Annotated in this window: 14 protein-coding genes; 12 read left to right on the top strand and 2 right to left on the bottom strand. The window is 66.0% G+C overall.

Annotation, left to right across the window (positions count from 1 at the left end; translation table 11 throughout):
• Nucleotides 1-12: 12 nt before the first annotated feature.
• Complete coding sequence (locus tag AC56LK_RS07860; RefSeq protein ID WP_497184001.1) at nucleotides 13-1,467, bottom strand: cryptochrome/photolyase family protein; 1,455 nt, start codon at nucleotides 1,465-1,467, stop codon at nucleotides 13-15.
• 251 nt (nucleotides 1,468-1,718) lie between these two features.
• On the opposite strand from AC56LK_RS07860, the gene AC56LK_RS07855 reads away from it, so the two are divergent.
• From AC56LK_RS07855 to ilvD, 7 genes are all read left to right on the top strand, one after another.
• Complete coding sequence (locus tag AC56LK_RS07855) at nucleotides 1,719-2,333, top strand: YqgE/AlgH family protein (RefSeq protein ID WP_497184272.1); 615 nt, start codon at nucleotides 1,719-1,721, stop codon at nucleotides 2,331-2,333.
• 15 nt (nucleotides 2,334-2,348) lie between these two features.
• A complete protein-coding gene (gene ruvX / locus AC56LK_RS07850) occupies nucleotides 2,349-2,732 on the top strand; it encodes a Holliday junction resolvase RuvX (protein ID WP_497184000.1) in 384 nt (127 codons plus the stop codon).
• A 5-nt stretch (nucleotides 2,733-2,737) separates the two neighbouring features.
• Nucleotides 2,738-3,280: a bifunctional pyr operon transcriptional regulator/uracil phosphoribosyltransferase PyrR gene (pyrR, locus tag AC56LK_RS07845; protein WP_497183999.1), complete on the top strand. Its 543-nt coding sequence runs from the start codon at nucleotides 2,738-2,740 to the stop codon at nucleotides 3,278-3,280.
• A complete protein-coding gene (locus AC56LK_RS07840; RefSeq protein ID WP_497183998.1) occupies nucleotides 3,264-4,241 on the top strand; it encodes an aspartate carbamoyltransferase catalytic subunit in 978 nt (325 codons plus the stop codon). Before pyrR ends, AC56LK_RS07840 begins: the two co-directional genes overlap by 17 nt.
• The gene (locus tag AC56LK_RS07835) at nucleotides 4,238-5,518 is read left to right on the top strand and encodes a dihydroorotase (RefSeq protein WP_497183997.1); all 1,281 of its coding nucleotides are present in this window, start codon (nucleotides 4,238-4,240) and stop codon (nucleotides 5,516-5,518) included. Before AC56LK_RS07840 ends, AC56LK_RS07835 begins: the two co-directional genes overlap by 4 nt.
• 21 nt (nucleotides 5,519-5,539) lie before the next feature.
• Entirely contained in the window at nucleotides 5,540-6,277 is a 738-nt protein-coding gene (locus AC56LK_RS07830; RefSeq protein ID WP_497183996.1) for a lysophospholipid acyltransferase family protein, read from the top strand.
• Nucleotides 6,278-6,370: 93 nt separating this feature from the next.
• On the top strand, nucleotides 6,371-8,245 hold the full coding sequence (gene ilvD, locus AC56LK_RS07825; RefSeq protein ID WP_497183995.1) for a dihydroxy-acid dehydratase: 1,875 nt from the start codon (nucleotides 6,371-6,373) through the stop codon (nucleotides 8,243-8,245).
• A 28-nt stretch (nucleotides 8,246-8,273) separates the two neighbouring features.
• Here ilvD and AC56LK_RS07820 read toward each other — a convergent pair whose 3' ends face one another.
• The gene (locus AC56LK_RS07820) at nucleotides 8,274-9,131 is read right to left on the bottom strand and encodes a symmetrical bis(5'-nucleosyl)-tetraphosphatase (RefSeq protein ID WP_497183994.1); all 858 of its coding nucleotides are present in this window, start codon (nucleotides 9,129-9,131) and stop codon (nucleotides 8,274-8,276) included.
• 257 nt (nucleotides 9,132-9,388) lie between these two features.
• On the opposite strand from AC56LK_RS07820, the gene AC56LK_RS07815 reads away from it, so the two are divergent.
• The 5 genes from AC56LK_RS07815 to waaA all read left to right on the top strand — a co-directional run bounded on the left by AC56LK_RS07815 (nucleotide 9,389) and on the right by waaA (nucleotide 14,836).
• Nucleotides 9,389-10,489 carry an MraY family glycosyltransferase gene (locus AC56LK_RS07815; protein ID WP_497183993.1) on the top strand — a complete coding sequence of 367 codons (1,101 nt, stop codon included), beginning with the start codon at nucleotides 9,389-9,391 and terminating at the stop codon, nucleotides 10,487-10,489.
• 156 nt (nucleotides 10,490-10,645) lie between these two features.
• The gene (locus tag AC56LK_RS07810; RefSeq protein WP_497183992.1) at nucleotides 10,646-10,975 is read left to right on the top strand and encodes an H-NS histone family protein; all 330 of its coding nucleotides are present in this window, start codon (nucleotides 10,646-10,648) and stop codon (nucleotides 10,973-10,975) included.
• Between the two features lie 221 nt (nucleotides 10,976-11,196).
• Nucleotides 11,197-12,579 (top strand): phosphomannomutase/phosphoglucomutase, encoded by a 1,383-nt coding sequence (locus tag AC56LK_RS07805; RefSeq protein WP_497183991.1) that lies wholly within the window; start codon nucleotides 11,197-11,199, stop codon nucleotides 12,577-12,579.
• Nucleotides 12,580-12,590: 11 nt separating this feature from the next.
• Complete coding sequence (gene waaC, locus AC56LK_RS07800) at nucleotides 12,591-13,571, top strand: lipopolysaccharide heptosyltransferase I (RefSeq protein WP_497183990.1); 981 nt, start codon at nucleotides 12,591-12,593, stop codon at nucleotides 13,569-13,571.
• Nucleotides 13,568-14,836, top strand: a complete 1,269-nt coding sequence (gene waaA, locus AC56LK_RS07795; protein WP_497183989.1) for a lipid IV(A) 3-deoxy-D-manno-octulosonic acid transferase — start codon at nucleotides 13,568-13,570, stop codon at nucleotides 14,834-14,836. Before waaC ends, waaA begins: the two co-directional genes overlap by 4 nt.
• Nucleotides 14,837-14,864 lie beyond the last annotated feature (28 nt).

Here is a 14,864-nt window from a genome sequence, read left to right as displayed (position 1 = left end):
GAGGCCGAGGGCTCAGCCCTTGGCCTTTTTCACCGCCCCGAACCGTTCCAGGGTCCGCTTCCTCGCGACGTCATGCTCGACAACGGGAAGCGGATAATCCTTCCCCAGCACCACGCCTTTGTCGGCCAGCACATCCTGCGCCACCAGCCAGGGCGCATGGATCTCCTTCGCGCTCAAGCGCCTGAGTGCCGGCACCCACGCCCGGATGAACTCCCCGTGCGCGTCGAAGCGCTGCGACTGCGCCACCGGATTGAAGATCCTGAACCACGGCTGGGCATCGCAGCCCGTCGACGCCGCCCACTGCCAGCCGCCGTTGTTCGAGGCCAGCTCGTAATCGTTCAGCTTCAGGGCGAAATAGCGTTCGCCGCGCCGCCAGTCGATCCCGAGGTCCTTGGTCAGGAAACTCGCGGTCACCATGCGCAGCCGGTTGTGCATGAAGCCCGTGCGGTTCAGTTGCGCCATCGCCCCATCCACCAGCGGGTAGCCGGTGCGCCCCTCGCACCAGGCCGCGAACAGTTCCTCCGCTTCCTCGCCGCTTTCCCACGCCAGGGCGTCGAAGGCCGGCTTGAAGGATTGCGTCACGACCTGCGGATTGCGCGCCAGGATCATCGAATAAAAATCACGCCAGATGAGTTCCGACAGCCAGACCGAGGCGCCGCTGCCGCCGGCGCCGTTTTCCATCATCTGCCGCGCCGTGCGCACCAGGTGGCGGATCGAGGTGGTGCCGAAGCGCAGGTGGGTCGACAGGCGTGAAGTGCCGTCCTCCGCAGGAAAATCGCGCGCCCGGCCGTAGTCCGCCAGGTGCGCAATGAAGCCTTCGAACAACTCCTCTGCGCCTTCCATTCCGGCGGGCAAGGGCGGCTCGCCATCTTGAAAGCCGATCTCGGCCAGCGAGGACAGGGCCGGCGTGTTGGCGGGCGGCGGCGCGAACGCATGCGCGTAAGGATCGACCGGATAGGCCGCCAGGGTTTCCGGCATGCTGGCCAAGCGCTTGAGCCAGGCGTTCTTGTAGGGAGTGAACACCGAGAACGGTCCCTTGGCCAGGGTCAGTACTTCGTCCTGCTCGAAAATGACCTGGTCCTTGAAACTCAGAAATTTCCTACCGTCGCAGGCAAGACGCTCGTTCATCCGTGCGTCGCGTTCCACCGCCTCAGGTTCATAATCGGTACAAACCAATACCGCGTCGACACCCAGTTCGGTGGCGAGCGCAGGGATCACTTCAAGAGGGCGGCCCTGCCGCACGATCAGATACCCGCCGAGCCGGCGCAGCTCGGCGTCGAGGCTGGCCAGGCTGGCGTGGATGAACCGCACACGGCGGTCGTCGCGCGGCAGCGGGTCGAGAATGTCGCTGTCATACACGAAAACGCAATACACACAATTGGACGACTTCAATGCCCGGTGCAGGGCTGCATGGTCGAATGCCCGCAAGTCGCGCCGGAACCAGACCAAAGAGTTGCTCATATTCATCATCGTGTGCGGGGTCAAGGTGGCGAAGGATTTTACTGGGTAGGATTCCTCCTAACGGTTCTGGGTTCGCCTTGCGCGGGACAGAGCCGGGTCGGTGATCGGGGTGCTTCCATGGGGTCCCGCCCCGATTCGGTGTAAACTATCGAAAAGCGTAATGTTGTTTTGTGGACACTTCATTAACCAGAGTGGGCCCATGTGAGAGTAAGCGTATGAAGAAAAGCAAAGTTGGCAGCACTCTACCGATGCCCGGCATGCCACCGGAACAGGACAAAGCGCTCGGAAAGATCGGCCCCTCACCTTCCGGGCTGGACCTTGCCAACCATTTCCTGATCGCGATGCCCTCGATCCAGGACCCGATCTTCGGCGGCACCGTGGTCTACGTCTGCGAGCACAATGAGAAAGGCGTGCTCGGCGTGGTCATCAACAAGCCGACCGACATGACGATGGAAGTGCTGTTCGACCGCGTCGACCTGAAGCTGTCCCCCGGGCTGCGCTCCTCGGTGGTGGACCAGCCGATCATGTTCGGCGGTCCGGTCCAGGACGACCGCGGCTTCGTGCTGCATTCGCCGGGCGGACGCTATTCGTCCTCGCTGACCGTCACCGACGACGTCGCCTTCACCACCTCGATCGACGTGCTCGAAGCCGTCGCCAGCGGCGCCGGTCCGGCCCGCATGCTGGTGTCGATCGGCTACGCCGGCTGGAGCCCGGGGCAGCTCGAGGAAGAACTCTCGCGCAACGGCTGGCTCACCGTGGGCGCCGACGCCCGTGTGCTGTTCGACCTGCCGATCGAGGAGCGCTATACCGCCGCCATCAAACTGCTGGGAATCGATCCACTCATGCTCGCGACTGAAGCCGGCCATGCATAAGGGGTTCGAACCCTGATGGTCGACATCGTTTTTGGTTTTGACTTCGGGGTCAAACGAATCGGCATTGCCATGGGCAACACCCTGACCGGACAAGCCCAACCGTTGACGGTCATCAAGGCCGTCGACAACGCCACCCGTTTCCAGGTCATCGGCGACTTGATCGAGCAATGGAAGCCGGCTCGCCTCATCGTGGGCGAGCCGCGCCATCCCGACGGCGCCGAACACGACATGACCCTGCGCAGCCGGCGCTTCGCCAACCAGCTGCACGGCCGTTTCAGCCTGCCCGTCGAACTCGTCGACGAGCGCTATTCGTCCGCCGTCATCCCGCAAATGCGCGGCGAGATCATCGACGCCAAGGCGGCCGCCATCATTTTGCAACAATACTTTGACGCTCATTGACCCTCATGCCAACATCTAATCACGTCTACGACGCGGAGGCGCTGTACCGCGAGCTGCTGGGCCAGGTCCGCGCGGGCCTGGACGGCGTGCTGGAGCCCGCCATCGTGGGCATCCACTCCGGCGGCGCCTGGCTGGCCGAACGCCTCGCGCGCGACCTCGACCTGACGCACCGCTTCGGCACCATCGACGTCTCGTTCTACCGCGACGACTACGCCAAGAAGGGCCTGCACCCGGACGTGAAGCCGACCCACATCCGCTTCGCGGTGGACGGCGCCACGGTGGTGCTGGTGGACGACGTGCTGCAGACCGGCCGCACCACGCGCGCCGCGATCAACGTGCTGTTCGACTACGGCCGCCCGGCCTGCATCCGCCTGGCGGCCCTGGCCGACCGCGGCGGGCGCGAGCTGCCGGTGGCCGCCGACTACGTCGGCACCCATGCCGAACTGGCGCCGCACCAGTCGCTGTGCCTGCAGCGCGACGATGCCGGCCAACTCTCGCTGACCATTGAAGAAGACCCGTCCCCTGCCGACCATGCCGAAACTGTTTAACAACCCGCAACTGAACAAGAACGGCGAGCTGCAACACCTGCTCACCATCGAAGGCCTGCCCAAGTCGGTCATCAACCACATCCTCGATACCGCCTCGAGCTTCGTGGGCATTTCCGACCGCGAGGTCAAGAAGGTGCCGCTGATGCGCGGCAAGAGCGTGTTCAACCTCTTCTTCGAGAACAGCACGCGCACCCGCACCACCTTCGAAATCGCGGCCAAGCGCCTGTCGGCCGACGTCATCAACCTGAACATCCAGGCTTCGTCCGCCAGCAAGGGCGAATCGCTGCTCGACACCATCGACAACCTGTCGGCCATGCACGCCGACATGTTCGTGGTGCGCCATGCGCAGTCGGGCGCGCCCTACCTGATCGCCAAGCACCTGATCGAGACCAACCAGTCCCACGTGCACGTCGTGAACGCCGGCGACGGCCGCCACGCGCACCCGACCCAGGGCCTGCTCGACATGTACACGATCCGCCACTACAAGAAGGACTTCACCAACTTGCGGGTGGCGATCGTCGGCGACATCCTGCACAGCCGCGTGGCGCGTTCGGACATCCACGCCCTGACCACGCTGGGCGTGCCGGAAGTGCGCGCCATCGGCCCGCACACGCTGCTGCCGGGCGGCCTGGCCGAGATGGGCGTGCGCACCTTCACCAACATGGATGAGGGCCTGAAGGACGTCGACGTCATCATCATGCTGCGCCTGCAGAACGAACGCATGAGCGGCGCGCTGCTGCCCTCGGCGCAGGAATACTTCAAGAGCTACGGCCTGACCCCGGAGCGCCTCGCCCTGGCCAAGCCGGACGCGATCGTGATGCACCCGGGTCCGATGAACCGCGGCGTCGAGATCGACTCGGCGGTGGCCGACGGCAGCCAGGCGGTGATCCTGCCGCAGGTGACCTTCGGCATTGCGGTACGCATGGCAGTGATGAGCATTTTGGCGGGAACCCACGGATGAAACACCATATCAAGAACGGCCGGGTGATCGACCCGGCGAACGGCATCGATCAAGTAATGGACCTGTTCATCGCCGACGGCGTCATCGCCGCCATCGGCCAGGCCCCGGACGGCTTCACGGCCGACCAGACCTTCGATGCCTCCGGCCTGGTGGTCGCCCCCGGCCTGGTCGACCTGTCAGCGCGCCTGCGCGAGCCGGGCTACGAATACAAGGCGACACTGGAATCCGAGATGAAAGCGGCGATGCAGGGCGGCGTGACCACCCTGGTCTGCCCACCGGACACCGACCCGGTGCTGGACGAGCCGGGCCTGGTCGAGATGCTCAAGCACCGCGCACGCATCCTGGACCAGGCCAACGTGCACCCGCTGGGCGCGCTGACCATGGGCCTGAAGGGCCAGTCGCTGACCGAGATGGCCGAGCTGACCGAGGCCGGCTGCATCGGCTTCTCGCAGGCCGAGGTGCCGGTGCTCGACACCACCGTGCTGCTGCGCGCCATGCAGTACGCCAAGACCTTCGGCTACACCGTGTGGCTGCGCCCGCAGGATGCCCACATCGGCCGCGGCGGCGTGGCCCATAGCGGGCCGCTGGCCTCGCGCCTGGGCCTGTCGGGCGTGCCGGTCATGTCCGAGACCATCGCCCTGCACACCATCTTCGAACTGGTGCGCGCCACCGGCGCGCGCGTGCACCTGTGCCGCATGTCGTCCGCGGCCGGCCTGGCCCTGGTGGCCGCCGCCAAGAAGGAAGGCCTGCCGGTCACCTGCGACGTCGGCGTGCACCACCTGCACATGACCGATGCCGACATCGGCTTCTTCGACCCCAACGCGCGCTTCAACCCGCCGCTGCGCAGCCAGCGCGACCGCGATGCGATCCGCAACGCCCTGCTGGACGGCACCGTGGACGCGGTCTGCTCGGACCACACCCCGGTGGACGACGACGAGAAACTGCTGCCCTTCGCCGAAGCCACACCCGGCTCGACCGGCCTGGAGCTGCTGCTGGCCCTGAGCCTCAAGTGGGCGGAAGAGCAGCGCAGCGACCAGGCCTTGTCGCAGGCGCTGGCCAAGGTTACCGTCGAGCCGGCGCGTGTCGCCGGCCTGCCGGCCGGCACGCTGTCGGTGGGCGCGGCGGCCGACGTGGTGGTGTTCGACCCGGATGCGCGCTGGAAGGTCGAGCGCAAGGCGCTGGCCAGCCAGGGCAAGCACACGCCTTTCCTCGGCTACGAACTGGCCGGGCAGGTGCGTGCGACGCTGGTGCGCGGCCGCGTGGCTTTCCAGCGATAAGCGGGGCGGGCGGCCGTCTCCGTGAAGCTGAGGCTTGCCCTGCGCCTGGCGCGCGTCATGGTCCACCTGGTGGCGGGCCTGGCGACCTGCGCCCTGGTGTTCCCGCTGGCGTCGCTGCGCATGCGCGAGCGCCTCACGCGGCGCTGGTCGCGCAAGCTGCTCGGCCTGTGCCGGGTGAGGGTCGAGCAGCCCGACGGCGCGCCCGTGCTCGAGCATGCGCTGATCGTCGCCAACCACGTGTCCTGGCTCGACATCTTCGTTATCAACGCGCTGCACCCCTGCCGCTTCGTGGCCAAGGCCGAGATCCGTTCCTGGCCGGTGCTGGGCTGGCTGGCCGCCGCCGCCGGCACGGTCTTCATCGCACGCGGCAACCGGCGCGAGCTGCGCCACATCTTCAAGGGCCTGGTCACGGTGCTGGAGCAGGGCCAGCGGGTCGCCTTCTTCCCCGAGGGGACCACGTCCATGCAGGGCCAGGTGCTGCCTTTCCACGCCAACCTGTTCGAGGCCGCCATTGACGCGAAAGTAGCGGTGCAGCCCTATGCGCTGTCCTATGTCGACGCGGCCGGCGCGTTCCACCCGTCCGTCGATTATGTCGGCGACACCAGCTTCGTCGACAGCCTGTTCACGATCCTGGAAGGCCGGCCGGTCATCGCACGCCTGCAATGCCTGGCGCCGATCGACGCCACCGGCGCGCATCGCCGCGAGCTGGCGCAGGCCGCGGAAGACGCCGTGGCGGCGGCGCTCCGCCGTGATATGTAAAACATATCACAGAGCAATAAATAATATACTGGACAACTCACAGCCTTGGCGTCACGCTGGTGCTTTGCACCATCGCTTCCCGAGGAGACCAGCATGCCCACCTACCGTTCCCACACCACCACCCAGGGCCGCAACATGGCCGGCGCCCGTGCCCTGTGGCGCGCCACCGGCATGAAGGACGGCGACTTCGACAAGCCGATCATCGCGGTGGTGAATTCCTTCACCCAGTTCGTGCCCGGCCACGTCCACCTGAAGGACCTGGGCCAGCTGGTCGCGCGCGAGATCGAGGCTTCCGGCGGCGTGGCCAAGGAATTCAATACCATCGCGGTGGACGACGGCATCGCCATGGGCCATGGCGGCATGCTGTATTCGCTGCCCTCGCGCGACCTGATCGCCGACTCGGTCGAGTACATGGTCAACGCCCACTGCGCCGACGCGATGGTGTGCATCTCGAATTGCGACAAGATCACGCCCGGCATGCTGATGGCGGCGATGCGCCTGAACATCCCGGTGGTGTTCGTGTCCGGCGGCCCGATGGAAGCGGGCAAGGTGGTCAAGGTGGTCAACAATGACCGCAAGATCATCAAGCTCGACCTGGTCGACGCCATGATCAAGGCCGGCGACAGCACGGTGTCCGATGCCGACGTGGCCGAGATCGAGCGTTCGGCCTGTCCGACCTGCGGCTCCTGCTCCGGCATGTTCACCGCGAATTCGATGAACTGCCTGACCGAGGCGCTCGGCCTGTCGCTGCCGGGGAACGGTACCATCGTCGCCACCCATGCCGACCGCAAGGAACTGTTCCTGCGCGCCGGCCGCCTGATCGTCGACCTGGCCAAGCGCCACTACGAAGGCGACGACTATTCTGTGCTGCCGCGTTCGATCGCCACCAAGGCCGCGTTCGAGAACGCGATGGCGCTCGACGTCTCGATGGGCGGTTCCACCAACACCGTGCTGCACCTGCTGGCGGCGGCGCACGAAGCCCAGGTGGAATTCACCATGGCCGACATCGACCGCATTTCGCGCCAGGTGCCCTGCCTGTGCAAGGTGGCGCCGATGACCGACAAGTACCACATCGAGGACGTGCACCGTGCCGGCGGCATCATCTCCATCCTGGGCGAGCTGGCGCGCGCCGGCCTGCTGGATACCTCGCTGCCGACCGTGCATAGCCCGACCATGGGTGAGGCGATCGAGAAGTACGACATCAAGCGCAGCGACGATCAAAGCGTGCACCAGCTGTTCCGCGCCGCCCCGGGCGGGGTGCCGACCCAGGTCGCGTTCTCGCAGTCCGAGCGCTTCGATACCAACGACCTCGATCGCAGCCTCGGATGCATCCGCGACCGCGAGCACGCCTATTCGCAGGACGGCGGCCTGGCGGTCCTGTACGGGAACATCGCCGAGAAGGGCTGCATCGTCAAGACCGCCGGCGTGGACGAGAGCATCCTGAAGTTCTCCGGCAAGGCGCGCGTGTTCGAAAGCCAGGACGCGGCCGTCGAAGCCATCCTGGGCGCGAATGTTGAAAACCCGGTCCATGCCGGCGACGTGGTCATCATCCGCTACGAAGGCCCCAAGGGCGGCCCGGGCATGCAGGAGATGCTGTACCCGACCTCGTACATCAAGTCCAAGGGTCTCGGTAAAACCTGCGCCCTGTTTACGGACGGGCGCTTCTCGGGCGGTTCCTCGGGCCTGGTGATCGGCCACGCCTCGCCGGAAGCGGCCGAAGGCGGCGCGATCGGGCTGGTGGAAGAGGGCGACATGATCGACATCGACATCCCCGCGCGCACCATCAACCTGCGCGTGAGCTTCGAGGAACTGGCGCACCGCCGCGGCAAGATGGAAGACCGCGGCGCGGCTGCCTGGAAGCCGGTGGCGCGCGAGCGCTACGTGTCGCAGGCGCTGCAGGCGTATGCGGCGCTGACCACCTCGGCGGACCGCGGCGCGGTGCGCGATCTCAGTCAGCTGCATCGCTGATCCCTACGATGGCCGGTTCGCCGGCCATCTACTTCTTCCCGCTGTGCTCCCGGTACTCGGGACAATCCACCTGCAGCAGCGAGCGGTCGTCCAGGCATACCGCCGTCAGCTTCCCGCCCCACACGCAGCCGCTGTCGAGCCCCACGAGGTTCGGCCGCAGCACCAGTCCCAGCGCCGACCAGTGCCCGAACACCACGGTGACGTCGGCGGTGCGCCGCTGCGGCAGATCGAACCAGGGCAGCAGCCCCGAACCCTCGGGCCCATTCTCGCTTTCCTTGTGCAGGAAATCCATGCTGCCGTCGGGCGCGCACAGGCGCATGCGCGTCAGCGCATTGACGATGCAGCGCAGGCGCGCCATGCCGGTCAGGCTGTCGCCCCACTGGTTCGGCTGGTTCCCGTACATCTCGGCCAGGAAGCCGATCCAGTCCTCGCCGCGCAGCACGGATTCGACTTCGTGCGCCAGCGCCATCGTCTGCGCCGCATCCCACTCGGGCGCGACGCCGGCGTGCACCAGCAGGTGCGCATCGACGAACATCGCCAGCGGGCGGTGGCGCAGCCACTGGATCAGTTCATCGCGGTCGGGCGCGGCCAGGATCTCGTCGAGCGTGTCGGAGCGGCCGGCGCGCTGCGCGCCGACGGCCACCGCGATCAGGTGCAGGTCGTGGTTGCCGAGCAGGGCTTCGACGCGGCCGGGGTTCGCTTCGGACAGCGCCTTCATGCGGCGCAATGCGGTCAGCGAATCCGGGCCGCGGTTGATCAGGTCGCCGACGAAGAGGATGCGCGGCTGCGCTTGGCCGTGACGCTGCGCGTCCTCGGCGATGCGCGCGATCAGGAGTTGGGCTTCATGGGCGCAGCCCTGCAGGTCGCCGATGGCGTAGGTTCGCATGTTGTTCTTATCGATGGGGTATTTGCGGATACTAAATGATTTCGCGCGGGGCCGCAGCGTATCGGATAAACGTGGCGCCGGCATTCGAACATGCGCGCATTTGATCCAGCCGAAGGACGCCGTGCACAATCGGATTCTGGCCCGGAATGCCCCATCTATTCCGGTACAATGGGTCACCATTCCAACGATAAGAGTGCCGTGGCTTTTTCCGCGGAGTCGCCGGAAACGACTCCACATGTGCACCGAAAGAATAATAAATGTTCTCCTTTTTCGTCAGTTTCGTATCCTGTGCGCTGCTGACCCTGCTGGTGATTAAACATGCGAAGCACAATGGCAGCGCGCTCGACTCCGATTATGAGGGCGTGCAGAAGTTCCATGCGCATCTGGTAGCGCGCATCGGCGGCGTGCCGATCTTTCTCGCGGTCTTATTCAGCGCCGCGGTGTCGACATTGCGCGAACCCGCGTTCGGCTCCTGGTTCGCGGCTTTGCTCGGATGCGCATGCGTCGCCATGGCGGGCGGTATCGTCGAAGACTATACGGGCCGCGTTTCGCCGGCGCGCCGCCTGCTGCTCACGATGCTCGCGGCGCTATTCGCGTATTACCTGCTGGGCGCGAAACTCGTGCGCCTCGATCTGCCCTGGGGCGTGCTGCCGCTGCAATTGAATCTCGTCGTGCTGCCGCTGACGGTGCTTGCGGTGGCGGGCATCGCGAATGCCGTGAACATCATCGACGGCTTCAATGGCCTGGCCAGCATGGTCAGCATTTGCATGCTGCTGTCGCTTGCGTATGTGGCCTTGCAGGTGGGGGACATGTTCGTGCTGGTGACTGCGCTGATCGTGGCCGGCGCCACCGCCGGCTTCCTGATCTGGAATTATCCGGTCGGCCTGATTTTCCTCGGTGACGGCGGCGCCTACTTCCTCGGTTTCATGCTCGGCGAACTCGCGCTGCTGCTGGTGATGCGCAATCCCGGCGTGTCCACCTGGTATGCCGCGCTGCTCCTGATTTATCCCGCATTCGAAACGATATTCTCCGCTTACCGGCGCATGTTCGTGCGCGGTAAATCGCCGGCACTGCCGGATGGAATTCACCTGCACAGTTTGATATTCCGCCGCATCGTGCAATGGACGGTGGGGCCGCGCGAAGCGCGCGCCCTGATGAAACGGAACGCGCGCACCTCGCCCTATTTATGGCTGTTTTCCCTGATGGCCGTCATTCCGGCGACGGTGTTCTGGAAAAACACAGCGGTGCTCATCTTCTTCAGTTTGTTGTTTATAATCAGTTACCTCTGGTTATATGCGCGTATTGTTCGATTTAAGTCGCCACGCTGGCTTTTTCTTCATAAGAAAAAGCGGAATTAAGATATTAATGTTAGTATATTGCGACATTTGGTGAGTATCTCGCCGTGCCGTTTCAAGCTTTAGAACGTTTAACAAAGCCCTCAGGGCAAGACGATACAACGCAGCAATGAGGGTAGGCGCTCTTGGTTTCAACCTTTCACTAACGAGGGAATAAAGATGGATCTGTCCAATATGTCCGTAGGCGATTTGCGCAACCTGCAAGAGCAAATCAAGCAGGAGATGAAGAAGCGCGAAGTCCAGGAAGTACAAAAGGCGCGCGAACAGATTCTGGCGATCGCGCAGAGTGTCGGCGTGCCCCTCAAGGACCTGCTGGCGACCGGTGGCCGTGGCGCCGGCAAAGCCAATTCGACCAAGGGCAATACGGTGGCCGTGCGTTACCGCCATCCGGATAACGAATCGCAGCAGTGGACCGGCCGTGGCCGCCAGCCGAAATGGGTCAAGGAATGGGTCGAAGGCGGCAAGTCGCTCGACAAGCTGCGCGTTTAATTCCTTCCCAAGCCGGCAGAGCCGGCCGTAAAAGCCGGCACCGCCGACTGTTACGCTCTTCCGCGCAAGCGGTTCGTCCCGTTCACACGGGACGCCGCTTGCCGCTACAATAGCTTCATTTGTCATTCCTCTAAGTTGCCATCCCGATAATTCGGCGCCGAGGTCTGGTTCTCACCAGCCGCTGCTTTCGCATGCCCGCGCCCCAGCTTTCCAAGGAAACCATGCTTGCTCTCTCCAAAACCATCTTCAAGGCCTATGACATTCGCGGCGTCATCGACAAGACCCTGGACGAAGGCATTGCCCGCCATATCGGTCGCGCATTCGGCGCCGCCGCACTGGCGAAGGGAGAGCGCAAGGTCGTGATCGGCCGCGACGGCCGCCTGTCGGGCCCGAGCCTGACTGCGGCGCTGGGCGAAGGCCTGCGCGACGCCGGCGTCGACGTGATCGACCTGGGCATGGTCGCCACCCCGATGGTGTACTTCGCCACCAACGTGCTCGACACCCGTTCGGGCATCATGGTCACCGGCAGCCACAATCCGCCGGACTACAACGGCTTCAAGATGGTGATGGCGGGCGAGGCGATCTATGGCGACGCCATCCTGGCGCTGCACGACAGCATCGCCGCCTACGACGGCGCTATCGCCGAACAGCGCGGCGGCTACGGCACCCACGACATCCGTGCCGCCTACCTCGAGCGCATCATTGGCGACGTCAAGATCGCCCGCCCGATCAAGATCGCGGTCGACTGCGGCAACGGCGTGGCCGGCGCCTTCGCACCGGACCTGTTCCGCGGCATGGGCTGCGAGGTCGTCGAACTGTTTTGCGAAGTCGACGGCCACTTCCCGAACCACCACCCGGACCCGGCGCATCCGGAAAACCTGCAGGACCTGATCAAGGCACTGCAGGATACCGACGCCGAGATCGGCCTGGCCTTCGACGGCGATGGCGACCGCCTCGGCATCGTCACCAAGGATGGCCAGATCATCTTCCCGGACCGCCAGATGATGCTGTTCGCAAGCGATGTCCTGTCGCGCAATCCGGGCGCCGAGATCCTGTACGACGTCAAGTGCACCCGCCACCTCGCCCCCTGGATCGAGAAAGCCGGCGGGCGCCCCCTGATGTGGAAGACCGGCCACTCGCTGGTCAAGGCCAAGCTGAAGGAAACCGGCGCCCCGCTGGGCGGCGAGATGAGCGGCCACATCTTCTTCAAGGACCGCTGGTACGGCTTCGACGACGGCCTGTACGCGGGCGCGCGCATGCTCGAGATCCTGACCAGGGAGCAGGATCCATCGGCGCTGCTCAACAGCCTGCCGATCGCCAGCAGCACCCCGGAACTGCACCTGCACCTGAAGGAGGGCGAGAACTTTACCCTGATCGACAGCCTGCGCGCCAATGCGGTGTTCCCGAGCTCCAGCAGCATCAACGGCATCGACGGCCTGCGCGTGGAATACCCGGACGGCTTCGGCCTGGCCCGTTCCTCGAACACCACCCCGGTGGTGGTCCTGCGCTTCGAGGGCGAGAACCCGGACGCCCTGGCCCGCATCCAGGCCGAGTTCAAGCAGGTGATCCTGGCCGCCAAGCCGGACGCCGAACTGCCTTTCTAAGTGAGCCGTCCTTGAAGATCCTGCTGGTGCGCGTCTCCTCGCTGGGCGACGTGCTGCACAACCTGCCGATGGTGGCCGACATCCTGCGCCACCATCCCGGCGCCACCATCGACTGGGTGGTGGAAGAGGGCTATACCAGCCTGGTGCGCCTGAACCCGCACGTACGCAAGATCATTCCATGGGCGCTGCGCCGCTGGCGCAAGAGCCTCGGCAAGGCCGAGACGCGGGCCGAGATCAAGGCCTTCTTCTCCAGCCTGCGCGAGGAAGAATACGACATCGTGTTCGATACCCAGGGCCTGCTCAAGACCGGCATCATCATGGGCGCCGCGCGCACGGTGCGCGGCGGCAGGAAGGTCGGCCTGGCCAACGGCAGCGAAGGTTCGGGCTACGAGGGCATCTCGCGTATCTTCCATACCCACAGCATTCCCCTGAACCCGCGCACCCATGCGGTGGCGCGCGGCCGCAAGGTGGCCGGGGCCGCGCTCGGCTACAACGTCGACGTCCCGCCCGATTTCGGCCTGCCGGCGCCGCAGACGGCCGCGCGCCCGGCTTTCCTGCCGCCTGAAGACTACGCGGTCTTCTTCCACGGGACCGCGCGCGCCGCCAAGAAGTGGCCGCGCGAGCACTGGATCGAACTCGGACGCGCACTGGCGCCGATGCCGGTGCTGCTGCCGTGGGGCTCGCCGCAGGAGCGCGACGAGGCCGATGCCCTGGCGGCCGGCCTGCCGAACGCGCGCGTGCTGCCGAAACTGTCGATGATGGACGCGGTCGCCGTGGCCCAGCATGCCCGCCTGGCGGTCGGCGTCGACACCGGCCTGACCCACATCGCTGCCGCCTTCGTGCGCCCGACGGTCGAGATCTACTGCGATTCGCCGAAGTGGAAGACCGAAGGCAACTGGTCGGACAAGATCGTCAACCTGGGCGACCTGGGCGCGCCGCCATCCGCGGCCGAGGTAATCGCGGCCGCGCGCCGCCTGCTGGAGGCCGTGTGAGCAGGTGGCTGTACTCGCTGGCCTGGTGGCTGGCGCTGCCGCTCGTGCTGGGCCGCCTGTGGTGGCGCGGCCGCAAGGAGCCCGGCTACCGCGCCCACTGGGCCGAGCGCCTGGGCCTTCCGCACGCCGCGCCGTCGACGCGCCCGACCCTGTGGGTGCACGCCGTCTCGGTCGGCGAGACCCGCGCCGCCGAGCCGCTGGTCGAGGCCTTGCTGGCGGCCTATCCCGACTCCCGCATCCTGCTGACCCACATGACGCCGACCGGGCGCGCGACCGGACAATCGCTGTTCGGCCACCATGGCGAGCGCGTGGTCCAGTCCTACCTGCCTTACGACACCGGCTTCATGGTCGCAAGCTTCCTGCGCCGCTTCACACCGCGCGTGTGCATCCTGATGGAGACCGAGGTGTGGCCGAACCTGGTTGCCGGCTGCGCCCGGGCCGGGGTGCCGGTGGCGCTGGTCAATGCGCGCCTGTCGGAACGCTCCCTGCGCCGCGGACAGAAGATGGGCGCCCTGATGACGGACGCCGCACAGGCCATCACCCTGGTAGCGGCGCAGACCGGGGCCGACGCGGCGCGCATCCGCTCGCTCGGCGCGCCCCGGGTCGAGCTGACCGGCAGCATCAAGTTCGACGTCGTGCCGCCGCAGGCTGCGCTGGAGAAGGGCGACTGGCTGCGCGCGCAGTTCGGCGCGCGTCCGGTGTTCCTGTGCGCCAGCACGCGCGAGGGCGAGGAAGCGCTGATCCTGGACGCCTGGCTGCGCGCGGCCGACAAGCCGGCCGGCGCGCTGCTGGCGATCGTGCCGCGCCACCCGCAGCGCTTCGATGAAGTCGAGAAGCTGGTTGCCGCGCGCGGCCTGCGCGTGCAGCGGCGCTCGCGCCTCGACGCCGGCATGGGCGAGGCCGAGGTCCTGCTGGGCGATTCGATGGGCGAGATGTTCGCCTACTATGCCGCCTGCGATTGCGCCTTCATCGGCGGCAGCCTGATGCCGCTCGGCGGCCAGAACCTGATCGAGGCCTGCGCGCTCGGCAAGCCGGTGCTGGTGGGCGAGCACACCTTCAATTTCGCCCAGGCGACCGAGGAAGCGGTACAGGATGGCGCGGCACTGCGCCTGCCCGACGCCGACGCCCTGGTGGCGGCCGCGCTGCGCCTGCTGGAAGACGATGCCGCGCGCACCAGGATGGGGGCGCACGCGCTCGCGTTCGCAGGGCGCCACCGCGGCGCCACCCTGCGCACGGTTGAACTCCTGCGGCGACTTATCCGGTAGCTTTTGCTACCATTCCGATTCGAGCTCG

It is taken from the genome of Telluria sp. ZB4P36 (genome assembly GCF_059685865.1).
This window is presented reverse-complemented; position numbering and strand designations above follow the sequence as displayed.